We start from the raw sequence: 15,739 nt of genomic DNA, 5'->3' as shown, positions 1-15,739 counted from the left end.
ATTCATCGTAAACCTCTTCCCTTTCTCTTGAGCAAGCTCATTAACATAATAAAGCCCCTTGTCATCGAAATGACAAGGGGCGATTGAAACCAAAGAATACATCTTTGACAAAGTTCCGCCACTCCATCCACTGGATAGAGTTTGGTTTATTTACTTATAACAACTCCAATCATAATATGATAAATCACACAGGGTGTCAACTTGAAATTTAAGGATTTAGCTGGAACAATCGATAGACAATAACAGCTGCCTGAGCACGAGTTGTATTGGCTTTAGGTGCAAAGTTATCTTTGCCTACACCTTGAATAATCTTTGCTCCGCTCATGAATTGTACAGCCTCACGAGCGTAGGCTGAAACGTCAGCGGCATCATTGAAATTCACTGGCTGGTCCACTCCCACGACCGTAAGCTTAGCGAGCTGTGCTGCACGATAAGCCATCAACGCCATTTCCTCACGGCTAATCGTTTCATTAGCACCGAAGGTTCCATCAGATCTGCCCTGAATAATTCCTAGCTGCTGAGCAGCAGCAACGGAGCTGTAGTACCAAGCATCCAGTGAAACATCCTTAAATGTACTTGCCGCATTACCTTCCTCTAGCTCTAATGCAAGCATCAGCATCTTCAAGAACTGTGCCCGAGTTACATTCAGCTGTGGCCCGAAATTATGATCTCCGGTGCCATTCAGGATGTCTCTGGCGGCGAGGGCTTGAATGCTATTTTGTGCCCAGCCTAGTCCAGCGATATCCTTAAAGGAATTTTCCGCATATGCTACTGCGAATCTGCTGGAATTGTCTGGTCTAAAGATGATCTTGCCAGTTGTCAGATTAAACTGAGAGTTTCTAACCACCTCCACAGTCCCGTCTTCACGGATTTGGTAGACTACTATTTGTTCTACACCTGAAGTTGTCTTTGGTTTGTAATCCCGTTCAACCTTCAGTCCACGCCCAAAGCTGTCAAACTGTTTGCCATCAACAAAGAACTTAAACTCATAAATATCCCCGACATCTGTCTGAAGCGACAGTGTCTTCGCGTCAACTTTGCCAACTACAAGCTTAACGCTTACGGCGTCAGATCCTGCCATCGCAAGAAGCAGGTCAGCATTTATTCGGAACGTAGACAATCCCATGTCTATTTCCAAAAGTTGAATTGCTTTTGCTCCCGCTCCAGCCAACTCACGAGCTGGCAAGGTTAGTTCAACCACCGAGCTGGCAGAGGATGGCTTCACTGTGATTCTCAATACTCCATTCTGCATTGAGCCAATTGCTTGTTGCAGAATCGCTGAGGATACCTCTGCAATAGCTTTACCATTCACATCCGCTGTCACGGAAAGAGTAACTCCATTTGCATTCACAGTAGGTTCCGGTTGTTTCACTGGTTTGACTGTCGTTGAAGATGAAGTACCGCCCGATTCTGAAACCTGCGATTCTGCCATAATCTCAATGGACATCGTGCCTACAACACCAGAGCCATCTTTAGCTGTCGCTTTCACGATTACCTTGCCTGCTGCAATTGCAGTGAGCAAGCCGGTATCCGTAATAGATGCTCGCTCAGTAGCTGATCCATCCTCATTCACCACTGACCAGCTCACTGCTGGATCGGATGCATGGTCCGGCAGGACTACAGCTGCCATTTGCAGGGTTTGCCCTGACTTGATTTCGCTCACATTATCTTTGGAGGAGACTTTTATCTCCATGACGGATATAGGCATGACATGAACAACCGACTGTGCCTCATGCAGGATGTCAAATCCAACATCTGTGTTGGATCCCCGGAAAGAAATAAATCCAAGCGGCACGGCGATTTCACGGGTTGTCTTCTTCGCTTTGAAGATCATTTCTAAGAATTCCGCATCATCGGTCAGGATATTACCTGCCTCCGTTCCAGCTACACTAACTGTTATTAGACCTGGACTGTCCTCATTAATATGAGTGATGCTGAATCCGTCTGGCAAGGTCTGAGCGGATACGAATTCCACACCAGATACGTCATAAGCCATGGTAAAGTCTACAGCATACACTTCCTTGTAGACGGAGGTAGTAACATTTGTAAGCCCTACACGGTAAGTGAAATCCTGTCCTGCCACCACTGTTACCGGTCCGTTCAGCGTTGCAGCGGGCAGATTACGGGCAATCTCATCTTGTCCGCTGATGTTAATCTCTAGGCTTCCGGATACTCCACTTCCATCTATAGCTCGCGCCGTTACTTGTACGCTACCGTTCTTTCTAGCTGTAAGCAAGCCCTTCTCATCAATAACCGCTTTATCCGTTGAGGTTACCCCATCTGCTTCAGTTACCGTCCAGATAACTTTAGGATTCGTCGCATTCTCTGGAAGCACAGAGGCTTGCAGCTGCAAGGCACTGCCCTTCGACTCAATGCTGCTAATTCCATCTTTACCCGCTAAAGTAATTGAAGAGACATGTACCGCAAGTATCTGCTCTTGTCCCACTAAAATCTTGGATTGCTGTGGATTCCAGCCATCACTTCCACCAAGCACAGCTTCAATCGTATAGGCAGCCGCCTCTTCTGCTGTTAATTGTTTGGACCAGCTGTAACGTGAAGCTGCATTAGCACCCTCTCCGTAACTTAAAAACTCAGAGAACCGTGCAGTTTTGGAACGACCTTCATACCATTCATGCCAGCCAGTAGCACGAATATGAGCTCCCATCTCCGTATTAATGAAGGTAGAGCTGCCGTATTCTCTCCATGGCCGGCCCAAATCAACGGTTCCAGCAGCAACGTCCTCACTGGCAGTTAGTCGATTATTGATGAACACATAACCAGGCTTACCCGCTGCCGTGGAAGGCGCAGTAACATAGCCAGCACCCGCACTTTGAATCACATTATTCTCGAATACAGCAGCGGAATTACCGAAGATAAAGTCCACTGTACCTTCAATATGGCTGTCAACGAAATAAGCTCTTCCCTTATCTGCGAACAGGGTATCCTGATATCCTAGAAGCTTAACATTTCTGTACACTCCCCGGTCTCCTTCAGCATATAAAGCGACTGCCTGACCGGCATCCCGCCCAGCACTGTTCTCAACCGTCATGTTCTCCAGTGTGAAATCAGTTGCAGCAGCCTTTAGTGTATAACTGCCGCTGGTGCCCATTTCTTTACCATCTGAGCCAATGGTTTTCGCGGAGTCACCGTTAATAAGTACGGTACCTTCCCGGCTTTCACCGATGATACTAATATTCATCTTACTAGAAGGTACAAGCACCTTCTCCTTATACGTGCCGTTCTTCACTTTAATAATCGTGGTTAGGGCACTATTATCAGGTGCTGCTTGAATAGCGTCATTAATCGTTTTATAATCTCCTGTCCCATTCTGAGCAACAATAATGACAGGAGCTGGAATTCCCTTGACCACCTCGGATGGAAGACTGGCACCCTTATCACCGATGGCGATTACCGCATATTGATAGGCAGTTCCGTTGATCAAGCCTTTATCGGTATAATCGGTTGCTTCGATGCCTTCGGCCACGACCGCATAGCTGCCACCGCTCTCCGAGCGTAGAATTTGATAGCTGCTAGCTCCATCAGCTACATTCCAAGTCAGATGGATATCAGTGTTGCCAGACTCAGCACTAACTCCTTGTGGAGCCTGCGGCTGGCCGGAATTCTTGTATGGAATTGCTAAGGCAGCAGCTGAATCTAGACTACTACGGGTACCGTTTATTGCTTGGACTTTGTAATAATACGGTGTTCCGTTTACGAGCCCACTATCAGTAAAGCTTGTGCCTGATAAATCAGACCCGAGCACTTCATAAGAACCCTTCGCCGATGAGGCACGTTTGACAATATACTGGCTCGCTTCCTCAATCGCTGGCCAGCTGAGTTTCATTACACTGTCACCAGCTTCAATGGAAACCACAGGCGTTCCCAAAGGAGATTGCGGAGTAGCTTCAACAGGCGCTGATTCTTTTCCCTCTCCGGCCACATTTGTTGCAGATACGACGTAACGGTAGGTTTGCCCGTTGGCCAGACCTCCGACGCGGTAAGTTGTGCCGGCGATTTCTTTTGCCACGAGTTCATAGCTGCCTGAAGTCTCATTCCACTTCTTGATGCTGTAGCTGGCTGCATTCTCCACAGCATTCCAGCTGAGATCCAGCTGAGCATTCCGGCTTATAGCCGCGAACGATTCTGGCGCAGGCAATTTCACCGCCAAAGCGGATGGGGTAATACTAATTTCATTGGAATTTCCCGATTCACCAGTGGGCGCCGTCGCCGAGATAACGTAATAATAGGTAGTTTCGTTGGTAACTTCAGTATCAATATATGAGGTCTCTGTAATAGCGTTGGCAATAGTCTCATAAGGCCCCCCGCTCTTAAGACTTCTCTTAATATTGTAGGAAGTTGCCCCTTCAAGAGCAGGCCAGGATAGCTGGGCTGCTTGGTTTCCTGGAAGTCCAGTCAGTCCAAGCGGTGTTTCAATCGGCTCAACATAGATCTTTAAATTATCTAAGTAATAATTTCCTGAGCCGCCGCCCGGTGTCTTGGACAAAATACGCCCAATGCCATAGCTGGCGAAATTCGTAGTTGTGAACGGAAAAGAGCCCGCAGGCTGATCATCGATATATACAACCACTTTATCGTTGTTCACATCCACCTTTAGCTTCAGGTTATACCATTGTTTTAGGGAATAAGAGTTCATCAGTTGATGATACTGACTGCTTCCCCTACTCATGGTTAGCGTATATTTACCTGTAGCTTCAGGAAGCGTTGGCTTTCTGCTCTCAATGGAGAATGCCGTTTTGCTTCCATCTGTACTCTGGGCCTGCAGGAACACCGAGGTTCCCGATTCTGTCGCAAACATAAAGTCAGTGTCAATAACGAGTGCACCCGTAATTGGCGCGAATTTGCGGATAAACTGCACGCTGCCGTTCGCACCATCGAACACATTCAACACTTGATCTGACGTATTCCCCTTACTGTCAGACGGTGTGGGAGATACAATAACCTTTTGAATTTCAGTCTGTGGATTTGGAGTCACATCATAATACTCTGGTGTCACACCCACAGCAACCTGCTCGAAGTCTTCATCCACATAATACACATTACCTGCTTCACCTTCAGCCGTAGCGCTGGCCTCATCGGAATCAAAGCTTTCACCAAGTTCATTCACTGCACTGACCACGTAGTAATAAGTTTTTCCGGAGCTGAGTCCGGAATCAGTATACAGGCTATCTTTAATTTCAGTATTGATCGTCTTGTATGGACCGCCTGAAACCTCACTACGTTTAACACTATACGACTTGGCAGAACCAACATCCTCCCAATTCAGCTTCACTTTTTCCTCACCTGCTGTCGCTGTAAGACCACGGGGCGCAGTAGGAAACTGATCACTAAGCGGTTTCAGCTCCACCTCACTGAAGACAGATGCATTATAACGATTAACCTCGTTATCTACCTTAGCGGCATCGGCTGCAAGACCAAAATAAACCGTATCATTCAGGTCAAGCTTCACCGTGCCTACCTTGCTCCATGTTACTTTATCCGGCGATACCAGACCTGTCACTTCATTACCAAGACGAACCAGTTTCACCCAATAAGGTGTATTGATGAAGCTGTCCGGTTCTGTTTTTACCACCTTGGCTCCTGTGGTGGAGCGGGTAATCATAACTCCCTTCTTGCCATATTTGACATAAGGGATTGCCAGCATTGTCATTTTAGAGTTCTCATTGAGATTATCACGAATCATGACACCTGCTTTGGCATAATCGTCAGTTCCCGTTACGGAGTCGATTCTAGCAATAATTTCACCATTGCCTGTCAGGGTTTGATAAGCAAACTGAAAATTATCAACAGCCGTTTCGCTCTCTGATGTTGCTCCGATAAGTCCAGCCGATTTGAGCGTAATCTTCCCGCTATCCGGATGAAGTGTAGTCACTCCCGCTATCCCTGGATGGCCAATATCCACCGAAGTCCAAGGAAGAACGGATCCAGACGTGTTGACATGAATAGCCACGTTATCAGATTGTGTCTTGAGACCCTTATTGTCTATAGCCTGAACAACGAGATAATAGGTACCATCCTGCACATTGTTCCAATCGAAACTATAAGGTGCTGTGGTAGCTTCGGCTTGCTTCACACCATTAACGATAAATTCCACCTTAGCAATACCATCGCTATCACTGGCAGAGGCTGTAACATTCACATTGTTGCCTGACTCTATGATTTGGTTATTCACAGGATAATTGATAGCGGTTACAGGATTGTCTGTATGCTCATTCCCTGCTTTTCCCAACACAATCAGATCATTCAGATACACTTCTAGATTCGTATAGCCCTCCGCAGATAACGTCGTCTTCTTACCATCCTCAGAATCGGTAGGGTCTAGTCCATTAGCAATCTCCCAGCTGTCATTCATACCGTCATGATCCATGTCGATTACATTGGAAGCTGTCTCTGTATAGTCTGGGTAACCGCCTATTTCAATAGGTGAATTAATATGCTGTCCAGTGCGATTCTTCACATCATTAATGACCCGCGCATCGTAAGCATCACGCCTTGGCAAAGTGGCACCAGCATCCGCCATTACATTTGCGTAGGCTTCTTCCGCCGACACTGCCGTATATGGGTTAGGCATCTTTGCCGGCTCCGTAAGCTTAGAGATATCCGAATACTTTTGCACACCCTTCCAGTTGTCTTCAGTAACCTTCGGATTACCATCCATGATGTTCCCATCTATAAACAACCGGGTTTCTGGAGATACTTCCCCAAACAATTGATTTTTTACACTGGTGTAGGTGTTTGGACCATTTTTATAATAATTGTTAGTGATATTATATCGATAATCTTCTGCTCCCCCACCATAGGTCGAAGCGAATCCCCAGTTATAGATAACGTTATTAGACATTTCCGTCAGGTCCACCAATTTGGTCACCGTCGGCAAACGGGGGTTGCGGCTGGTGCTATGAGCAATCAGATTGTGAAGGAAACTGGCATTTTTGCCACCCCAGATTCCTCCGTAGCCGTGACGTCCCTTTTGGTGTGTCGTCATCAGCATACTTTCAGCGGATATCGACCATTGCACAGTAGTATTCTCGTTATCATACAGACTGACCACTTCATCCACCGACCAGCTGAATGAGCTATGATCGATAATGAGATCCTTATGGTACCTTGATCCAAAAGCATCATCTTCACTAGCTACCCGGTCGCCTAACCGGAAACGCATATAGCGCATAATAATATTGTCAGCTTCAACAGAGGTTGTGTAGTCGGCAATTGTAATTCCGTCACCTGGAGCCGTTTGCCCGGCAATCGTCAGATTTGAGCCGGTAATCTTGAGGGATTCCTTCAGATGGATGGTTCCCCCCACTCGAAAAACAATGGTCCGATTACTTTGGCTTACCGCATCGCGGAAGGAGCCGGGGATCGGAGTTTCCTTGATACCATAATCAGCCAACGTCGTTACTTCATACACAGGTTGAGCTCTTCCGCCGGTTACATATTTGCCGCCGCCTTCCGCGCCCGGAAAAGCAGGAAGCGCTTCCAAAGAAGCGGCCTCGACACCACCAAATGGCATACATGTTGCAAGAAGACTCGCAACCAGCGCCCCGGATAACCATTTTCTCTTCATACAAGACCTCCTAATATCTATTGGAATAAGAAGGGGGCCCTGTCCTCAGAGCAACCCCTTCCTTAGTAAAGCCGTGTGTATTATTCCTTGCCCTGATAACGGAAATATGCGAAATCAGCACTGCTGCCACCGAACTGCTGCATATCATGCGCCGCAATGCCAACAAAGTTCCCAGTGAAGCCTCCCGACAAAAAGCTGATATTCTGCGGATCGCCAAGTGGCTTCCACTCCGTATCGTCACCCTTAAGATAAACAAATTGCCCAGTCACTTCCTGCACCTCAACCGCGATCCGCACTGTCTCCCCTGCATTTAGTTCAATCATTACAGGCTCCGCAGTGAATTCATCGCGCTGACAGCGCATTAACCGCAGCACCTTGCCACGTCCTTCTTCATGGCTGATATACGCATAAAGATAGTTATCCTCATTCAGGTATAACAGTAGTCCTGCCATCTGCAGATAAGTATTCGGTTCATATTCAAGCGCTGTTTCGGCGCGGAAGCTTATATCCGTCTGGCGAATAGCCAGAATATGATGCTCAAACAGACTCTGCACGGACTCCCCGGCCCTGATTCTTAACCAGCCCGGTCTTTCAGCAAGGGAACACCAGCTTTCATTCCTAGGAATCCGCAGTGTATTCCAGTTCTTTTTCAATTCCGGACCATTAAAATCATCCTCGAATTCAAGCGTCCGCACTTGGTTCAGGAACTGTGTTCCTTTAGGTGCTGGTACCTTGAGCTGTGGTGTATTTCCGCCTGAGGTTAGTCTTAACCAGCCCTCCTCATTCCAGTGCACCTGCTGAACGGCAGTCTCTCTCCCCAGTATGGCGTATTCGCCTTCCAGGGGTCGCGTACACAAATGGGCCATATACCATTCACCTTCTGGTGTCTCTACCAGACTTCCATGGCCGGCACATTGAAGCGGCAGCTCGGGATTATCCCGTGAGGTCAACATCGGATTGAGCGGATCCACCTCATACGGGCCAAGCAGCGCCTTGGAGCGCGCTACGGTTACCGCATGCCCTGATCCAGTACCGCCTTCCGCTGTAATTAAGTAGTAATAACCTCCCCGCTTGTAAATATGCGGCGCTTCCGTCTTCTTCAGCGGCGTGCAATCAAAGATTTTCACAGGTTCACCTATTAATTGGCACTGCTCTGGATCGTACTCCTGAATTACAATCCCGCAGGACTTATTGCCTTCCGTAATCCGGTAATCCCACAGCTCATTCAGCAGCCATTTGCGCCCATCCTCATCATGGTACAGAGATGGATCGAACCCGCTGCTGTTTAGGTATACCGGTTCAGACCAAGGTCCCTCAATACCCTCCGCAGTGATCAGATAGTTATGACAGTCTTTAAAAGGCCGTTTGGTGCTCTTAACATCGGTATAAATCAGATAAAACAAACCGTCATAATAACTAAGCTGTGGAGCCCAGATACTGCAATTTTTCGGATTTCCCCGCAGATCTACCTGATGAGTCAGAATATCTGTGCAATGCTCCCAGTCTGCTAAGTCCGCTGATTGATACACCCTCACACCGGGCAGCCATTCAAAAGAAGAAACAGCAATATAGTACATCTCCCCCTCTCTTACAATACAAGGGTCAGGATTGAAGCCTTTTAATATGGGATTGTGAATAACTCCAGTCTGAATATTATCTGTAATCATCTTCATACTCCTTCCTATTTCCATACATCCGCACCCTTCACCCTAAGCAAATCTGCGGTCTATCCTGTCAATTATCAGTCTGTCTGCTCACTTAGATCTTCCTGTGACGGGATAACGGTTACCTGCTGCACTAATTCTTCCACTTTACGGGTGTTTCTCGATTGGCAGCCGGTGATATCTACCGTTTCTCCATTTTCAATATAAAAAGCCGGTCCTTCATGATTCTCGATCGTCACTTGGCGGAAGCGGATATCTCTTACGTTGCCCAGATAAAACCCACGGTTGTTCATATCCTGGATTCCTGACATCATGGCTGGACGACCAGGGATTGCATTCTCTGCCATGGAAATATCAATATCGGAAAAGGTAATTTCTGAAATGTATTGCTCCGCAAGGCCGTAAAGAAAACCTGCAGCCGCGTGAACATTCCGAGCAGTAATATTAGCAAAATGAATCCGTCGGAAGCAGGGGGTCTCCTCCGTCACCGGATAAGGATTCTTATCCCATACATATTTGTCCTTACCACGTGGTCCGCAGAAATAATAAAGATTAAGAATAAACGGACAGATCACGTCCTCCATCACGATATTGCTGACACGAATATCTTCGACAACACCTCCGCGCCCGCGTCTGGACTTCAGCCGAATGCCGCGGTCCGTCTGCTTGAACACGCAATTGCTGATCACGATATTACGGATATCTCCGCTCATTTCGCTTCCCAGCACCACACCGCCATGACCATGAATCATCGTGCAGTTAGTTATCGTGATATTCTCGCAGGCAACCCGCTCCTTCGTATCCTCCGTCCCTGCTTTAATGGCGATGCAGTCATCACCCACATCGATATTGCAGTTGCTGATGCGGACATTCACACAGGATTCTGGGTCAATACCGTCTGTATTAGGCGAATCCGCCGGATTATAGATCGACAGATTATCAATCGTAACATCATGGCAACAGATAGGATTCACAGTCCAGCTTGGGGAGTTCACGAGTGTCAGATCTCTGAGCGTGACTCTACGGCAGTTGTCGAAGCTGATAAGCTTCGGGCGGGGATACAGCAGTGAATCAGGAGAATTCCGATGTTTATCCCACCAAGGTGCGCCCCTTCCATCCAGCTTGCCTGCACCTGTAACCGATACATTCTCTAGATTTATTCCAAAAATACATGAAGCATGGACGTTCTGCTTCACACCCTCCCAACGGGAATCCACCACCGGATAATCGTTAGGATCAGAGCTGAAGCTAAGCACAGCTCCAGGACTGAGCTTCAGCTCAATATTGCTTTTCATGAAGATAGCACCCGTCTGATAGTGCCCGGAAGGAACATAAACTGTTCCTCCCCCTGCCTCGCTTGCCGCATGAATGGCACTGGCTATCGCTTCCGTTGAAGGCTCTGCACTATTAGGATGCGCTCCGTAGTCATTTATATTGTAGATAGACATGTGCTTCACTCGCTTCCTTTCGTCACGACGGGACGCTGCAAATATTCATATTCTCCACAAGCCAGGAGAAATGCGCCAAGCCCCTTCTGATCATTGGTTACGATCGGTTCACTGATATAATAGGCGTAAGTACCATCTCTCCGGTCCTCACCACCGAGTCCAGCGACCTGGCAGTTTTTATTCAGGTTAACCCAGCCATTTTTGGTTTCCAGCACAAATTCAGCAATAAGACCTTGATAAGCACGGTCAAGAGTCTCGAACCAACTATCATCGAGTACACCAATCCGAATGCCCTTAGCCATTGCATAGGTGATCATGCTAGAGGCGGAAGCCTCCAAATAATTGCCTTTACGGCCGCCCATGTTTACAACCTGATACCATACTCCAGCATCCGCATCCTGAACCTGACGAAGCGCTGTCAGCGTATCTGTCAGTATACGTGCCACGATCTCATAATCCGCGTGTTCCTTAGGGAGCATGCCGAGTACATCCACTAGCGCCATCACATACCACCCCAGCGAACGCCCCCAAAAGTTCGGAGACAACCCCGTTTCAGGATCGCACCACGGCTGTACCCGCTTTTCATCCCATGCGTGAAACAGGAGACCCGTCTCAGCATCCTTGGTATGACGCTCGCACAGAATAAATTGCCGGGTCACATCGTCCAAACCCTTGCCGCCTTCATACTCAAGTAAATACTCCAGATAGAAAGGAGAGCCCATATACAAGCCATCCAGCCAAATCTGATAAGGATATACATTCTTATGCCAAAACGCACCTTCTGAGGTTCGAGGATGCGTTGTTATCTGCTTTCTTAATAAATCTGCAGCCATTTTATATTTCGCTAACCCAGTTTCTTTATGGAGCACAAATAGGATCTTTCCGTTATTTAAGTGATCAATATTATGTTCGCTCAGGCGATATCCCTTCACAGAGCCGTCTTCCTCAATAAAATAATCCATATTATCTTTGATGAATTGATAATATTTAACCTGCCCGGTCTGTCTCCACAGCAGCTCAAAACCCTTCAAGATGACTCCATAATCATAAGACCATTTTCCATGATATCCGTTATCCTCATATAATCTTGGCGTTCGCTCCATAATCGAATCTGCCATTCGAACACCCCAGCCCATACTCCTAAGTGCATTGTTGTCTTTCATTTTTTCCTCCTGTTTGAATAGATATGGTCCTAAACGCAGCCTCCCCATTTAGGACCCCTCTACTATTTTCTTAGAATATAGTCTGTAGTACTTCTTAAGGATTTACAGCTTTATAAGCAGCTTCATATTCAGTAATGATTTTGCTGCCGCCGGATTTCTTCCACTTTTCAACCTCAGCTTTAAATCCGTCCAAATCAATTTTGCCTAGGATATATTTATAAGTGGCATCTGTCATAATCTTCTGCAACTCAGATCCTTGAGTAGAATAGGTCTCAGATTCCAGAGAGTAAGCAGGATTCAGTACAGCATATTTAGCATTCTCAACGATCAGCTTATCAGCTTCAACTTTGAGTGGATCAGCATCATGGATAATGAATCCATTCTCTAATGGACGAGATGCCGAAAATGGCTGAACTTCTTGCTTCCAGAGATCTGTATCCTTAATCGTAACCGCTTGTTCTCCATCGATTGTATAGTGGACATCCTTAATACCATAAGTCATCAAGCCATAGACATCTTCATTCATAAGATCATTAACAAATTTCAAGATCCGTCTTAACTCATTTTCATCCTTGACTTCGGATTTCGGGAAAGACAACAGTCCCCCAATTCCGTTATTACCAGCCCAGATGGCGCGATCCGCTTCATTACCGGTGGAAGTGATATCGTTAACCATAACCAAATCCATACCATCCTGTATGCCTTTAGACAGATTCAGCAGGTTCTTGCTGTCAAACAAGGCACCCACATAAATTCCAGCCTTTCCTTGCGCAAAATTCTGCTGCTGATCTGTTTTAGCCGTCACAGCGAAATCCTGATTAATATAACCACCATCATAAAGAGTCTTCATATAATCCATGGTCTTGACATAAGCCTCTGTATCGAACTCCGGTGTCATTTTACCCGCATCATCTACACTCCAATAGTTCGGTGTTCCAAAGTATGAGCCCAATGTCTTAAATGCTCCATATACAAGATCGCTGCGGTCCATGAAGCCTGTGGTATCCTTTTTGCCATTACCATCAGGGTCTTTTTCGGTAAACGCTTTCGCAACTTCCATCAACTCATCTGTTGTTTTTGGAACCTGCAGTCCAAGCTTATCCAGCCAATCTTTACGGAGAACAACGCCGTTTCTAGCCAAGGACTTCTGGAAAGGAACCCCGTACAGCTTACCTGCAATCGATGCCGATGTACGTGTATCCTGTGAAATTTTAGCCAAATTCGGGAACTCATCAAGATAAGGACTTACTTCCCAGAACATACCGGCCTTCAGTGCATTACGTACAGAAGAGTTATCAAGAATAGTCAGGGTAACGATGTCTGCTAGGGAATTCGATGCTAATGAAGTATTAATACGTTCTTCTTTGGAAGGATCCGGAATCCATGAGAATTCAATCTCTGTATTCGTCAATTCTTCAATTTTGTCCAAAATAGGACCCGTTGGTGTTGTAGACGTTTGTAAAATGTTCAGCCAGCTAATCTTTGCTTTAGCATCTAGCACATCTGCAGGTGCAGCAGTTGTTTTAGCCGTTGAATCCGTTCCCCCATTTGAAGAATTTGACTCCTTCGCGTTATTGCCTCCTCCGCATGCAGTGAGTACTAACCCGCTACACAACATTAAGGCTGCAATTTTTTTGTAATTGCGATTCATCAACATTACCCCTTTTACTAATGTATTTGTGTTGTATCTTCCACCTCTGCCCTTAAGGCAGAGGTAAGAATTCAGCATACTATGAAGCCTAGTAAACACCATCTTCGCCGATTTTTTTGGCTAACTTGTTCGACAGCATAACGAGAATCAAGCCGACCACACCCTTGAACAGACCTACTGTGGTACTGAAACTCAATTGTCCGTTCTTTAAACCAGCTGTATAGATATAGGTATCGAAAATTTCTCCAACTTCGCGGTTCAAGGAATTGATCAGCAAGTACATATGCTCAAAGCCCAGATCCAGCGTGTGGCCAATCTTCAGAATAAGCAAGGTAATAATGATTGGGCGAATCGCCGGCAAGGTGATATGCCATGTTTTGCGTAATCTTGCCGCTCCATCCATCTCAGCTGCTTCATATAACTGCGTATCCACTACGGTAATGGCTGCCAAATAAATAATGGTTGACCAACCAATTTCTTTCCAAATGATCTGTCCGATATACACGGTACGCAACCACTCAGGAGAAGTCAAAAAGCTGATCTTCTGCATCCCAAGGGCCGCCAACATCTCATTCAGCACCCCTCCATCCACATTCATAAATACATAGGAAATGGAGACGATGATAACCCATGACATGAAATGGGGGATATAAATAATCGTTTGAATGGTGCTCTTAAATAACTTGTGCTGAACTTCGTTAAGCATCAGCGCCACTATAATAGGTAGCGGGAAGAAAATAAAAATGTTTAATGCAAACAGGATAAGTGTATTACTCAATAGCATAAAGAAGGTAGGTTCTGTAAACAATCGGACGAAATGCTTAAACCCTACCCACGGGCTATCCGCTATACCCAGAAACGGCTGATAGTCCTGAAATGCAATGATAAGACCGCCCATAGGCAGGTACTTAAAAATAACAAAATACAAAAATCCCGGGAGTATCATTAGATACAATAACTTGTTTCTTTTTAAACTCAGCCAGCTAGGCCCCGTTCGCTTTTTTCTTACTGGATTAACTTTCGTGTTCAGCATGGTGACGTTTGCCTCTTTCACCTGATCGGCCTCCTTGATCGCGTTTCTTTACGATTCCCAGATTACGATCATTCGTCCATTACGTATATAATCATCAGATACTGATACTCCGAGAACCCTACAGCTATAAGGTTTTCCAGGCCCGTGCATCTTATAGTGATTACTACAATACATAAAGATCATCTATGCCTTATCACGCTTTTTCCTCCCAAAACAAAGCCCAAGCTAATGATTATATACGGAATAACAGACCCCTGTTAAAGTTTCAATGAAACGATTACAAGGAGGATATCTGCATGTCGCAATCATCTTTTAAAAAAGAAAATATGGGTAGCCGGCTGTTTACTATTGTAAATACCACACTGCTTACACTCATTGCCCTAGCCTGTCTTTTACCCTTTGTCAATGTGTTTGCCAGTTCCTTTGCTTCAACACAGGAGGTAGTAGAAAAAAGCTTCATCCTGTTCCCGACGACATTCTCTTTGGATGCTTACCGTTATATACTGTCAACGCCTACTATTTTTAAAGGGCTTGGCGTATCCATCGGTGTAACCTTAGTGGGTACAGTTGTCAGTATGGTTCTTACCTCTTTAATGGCTTATGGATTATCTAGAAAATATCTATACGGAAGAGATTTCATCAATTTCGTAATCGTGTTCTCCATGCTCTTCAGCGGGGGAATGATCCCTACTTTCCTGGTAGTTAAATATTTCGGATTAATCGATTCCTACTGGTCCATGATCATGCCTGTTGCGATCAATGCTTTTAACCTGATCATTATGCGTAACTTCTTCCAGGCGCTGCCGGAAGGGCTAGAGGAATCAGCCAAGATTGACGGCTCTAATGATTTTGGTGTATTTTTCAAAATCATGCTTCCGCTGGCGATGCCATCTATCGCGACCCTCTCCTTGTTCTACGGGGTAGCTTACTGGAACACTTATATGAGTGCAATTTTATATATGACAGACTCCACTAAGTGGCCTATTCAAGTCCTGCTGCGCCAAATTGTTATCGTCGCCAGCGGGATGCAGGGAGATAATGCTTCTGTTGATATTATCCCACCTGCTCAAACCATCAAAATGGCGGTTATCGTAGTCGCAACCGTTCCAATGCTGCTCGCCTATCCTTTCGTACAAAAACACTTCACCAAAGGAGCCCTGCTGGGTTCTGTAAAAGGCTAAAACATTGCAGCTGC

At 46.0% G+C, this 15,739-nt stretch carries 7 protein-coding genes; 1 reads left to right on the top strand and 6 read right to left on the bottom strand.

Annotated features, from left to right (window positions below; translation table 11 throughout):
• Positions 1–208: 208 nt before the first annotated feature.
• The 6 genes from MHH63_RS01810 to MHH63_RS01785 all read right to left on the bottom strand — a co-directional run bounded on the left by MHH63_RS01810 (position 209) and on the right by MHH63_RS01785 (position 14,457).
• Positions 209–7,585 (bottom strand): pectinesterase family protein, encoded by a 7,377-nt coding sequence (locus tag MHH63_RS01810; protein WP_341171155.1) that lies wholly within the window; start codon positions 7,583–7,585, stop codon positions 209–211.
• Positions 7,586–7,665: 80 nt separating this feature from the next.
• A complete protein-coding gene (locus MHH63_RS01805; protein ID WP_341171154.1) occupies positions 7,666–9,252 on the bottom strand; it encodes a glycoside hydrolase family 43 protein in 1,587 nt (528 codons plus the stop codon).
• 74 nt (positions 9,253–9,326) lie between these two features.
• Positions 9,327–10,697 carry a glycoside hydrolase family 28 protein gene (locus tag MHH63_RS01800; protein WP_076130458.1) on the bottom strand — a complete coding sequence of 457 codons (1,371 nt, stop codon included), beginning with the start codon at positions 10,695–10,697 and terminating at the stop codon, positions 9,327–9,329.
• Positions 10,698–10,702: 5 nt separating this feature from the next.
• Complete coding sequence (locus MHH63_RS01795; RefSeq protein WP_076304967.1) at positions 10,703–11,860, bottom strand: glycoside hydrolase family 88/105 protein; 1,158 nt, start codon at positions 11,858–11,860, stop codon at positions 10,703–10,705.
• A gap of 94 nt (positions 11,861–11,954) precedes the next feature.
• Positions 11,955–13,511 (bottom strand): extracellular solute-binding protein, encoded by a 1,557-nt coding sequence (locus tag MHH63_RS01790; protein WP_076134128.1) that lies wholly within the window; start codon positions 13,509–13,511, stop codon positions 11,955–11,957.
• Between the two features lie 88 nt (positions 13,512–13,599).
• Positions 13,600–14,457 (bottom strand): ABC transporter permease, encoded by an 858-nt coding sequence (locus MHH63_RS01785; protein WP_370510797.1) that lies wholly within the window; start codon positions 14,455–14,457, stop codon positions 13,600–13,602.
• Between the two features lie 383 nt (positions 14,458–14,840).
• On the opposite strand from MHH63_RS01785, the gene MHH63_RS01780 reads away from it, so the two are divergent.
• On the top strand, positions 14,841–15,725 hold the full coding sequence (locus MHH63_RS01780; RefSeq protein WP_076130456.1) for a carbohydrate ABC transporter permease: 885 nt from the start codon (positions 14,841–14,843) through the stop codon (positions 15,723–15,725).
• Positions 15,726–15,739 lie beyond the last annotated feature (14 nt).

The sequence above is a fragment of the Paenibacillus sp. FSL H3-0310 genome (assembly GCF_038002785.1).
In the GTDB taxonomy this organism is placed as follows: Bacteria; Bacillota; Bacilli; order Paenibacillales; family Paenibacillaceae; genus Paenibacillus_AQ; species Paenibacillus_AQ odorifer.
This window is presented reverse-complemented; position numbering and strand designations above follow the sequence as displayed.

Coding starts and splice junctions, on each gene's coding strand:
- MHH63_RS01810 (WP_341171155.1), bottom strand. CDS start 7,585: ATGAAGAGAAAATGGTTATCCGGGGCGCTGGTTGCGAGTCTTCTTGCA.
- MHH63_RS01805 (WP_341171154.1), bottom strand. CDS start 9,252: ATGATTACAGATAATATTCAGACTGGAGTTATTCACAATCCCATATTA.
- MHH63_RS01800 (WP_076130458.1), bottom strand. CDS start 10,697: ATGTCTATCTACAATATAAATGACTACGGAGCGCATCCTAATAGTGCA.
- MHH63_RS01795 (WP_076304967.1), bottom strand. CDS start 11,860: ATGAAAGACAACAATGCACTTAGGAGTATGGGCTGGGGTGTTCGAATG.
- MHH63_RS01790 (WP_076134128.1), bottom strand. CDS start 13,511: ATGAATCGCAATTACAAAAAAATTGCAGCCTTAATGTTGTGTAGCGGG.
- MHH63_RS01785 (WP_370510797.1), bottom strand. CDS start 14,457: ATGATACTCCCGGGATTTTTGTATTTTGTTATTTTTAAGTACCTGCCT.
- MHH63_RS01780 (WP_076130456.1), top strand. CDS start 14,841: ATGTCGCAATCATCTTTTAAAAAAGAAAATATGGGTAGCCGGCTGTTT.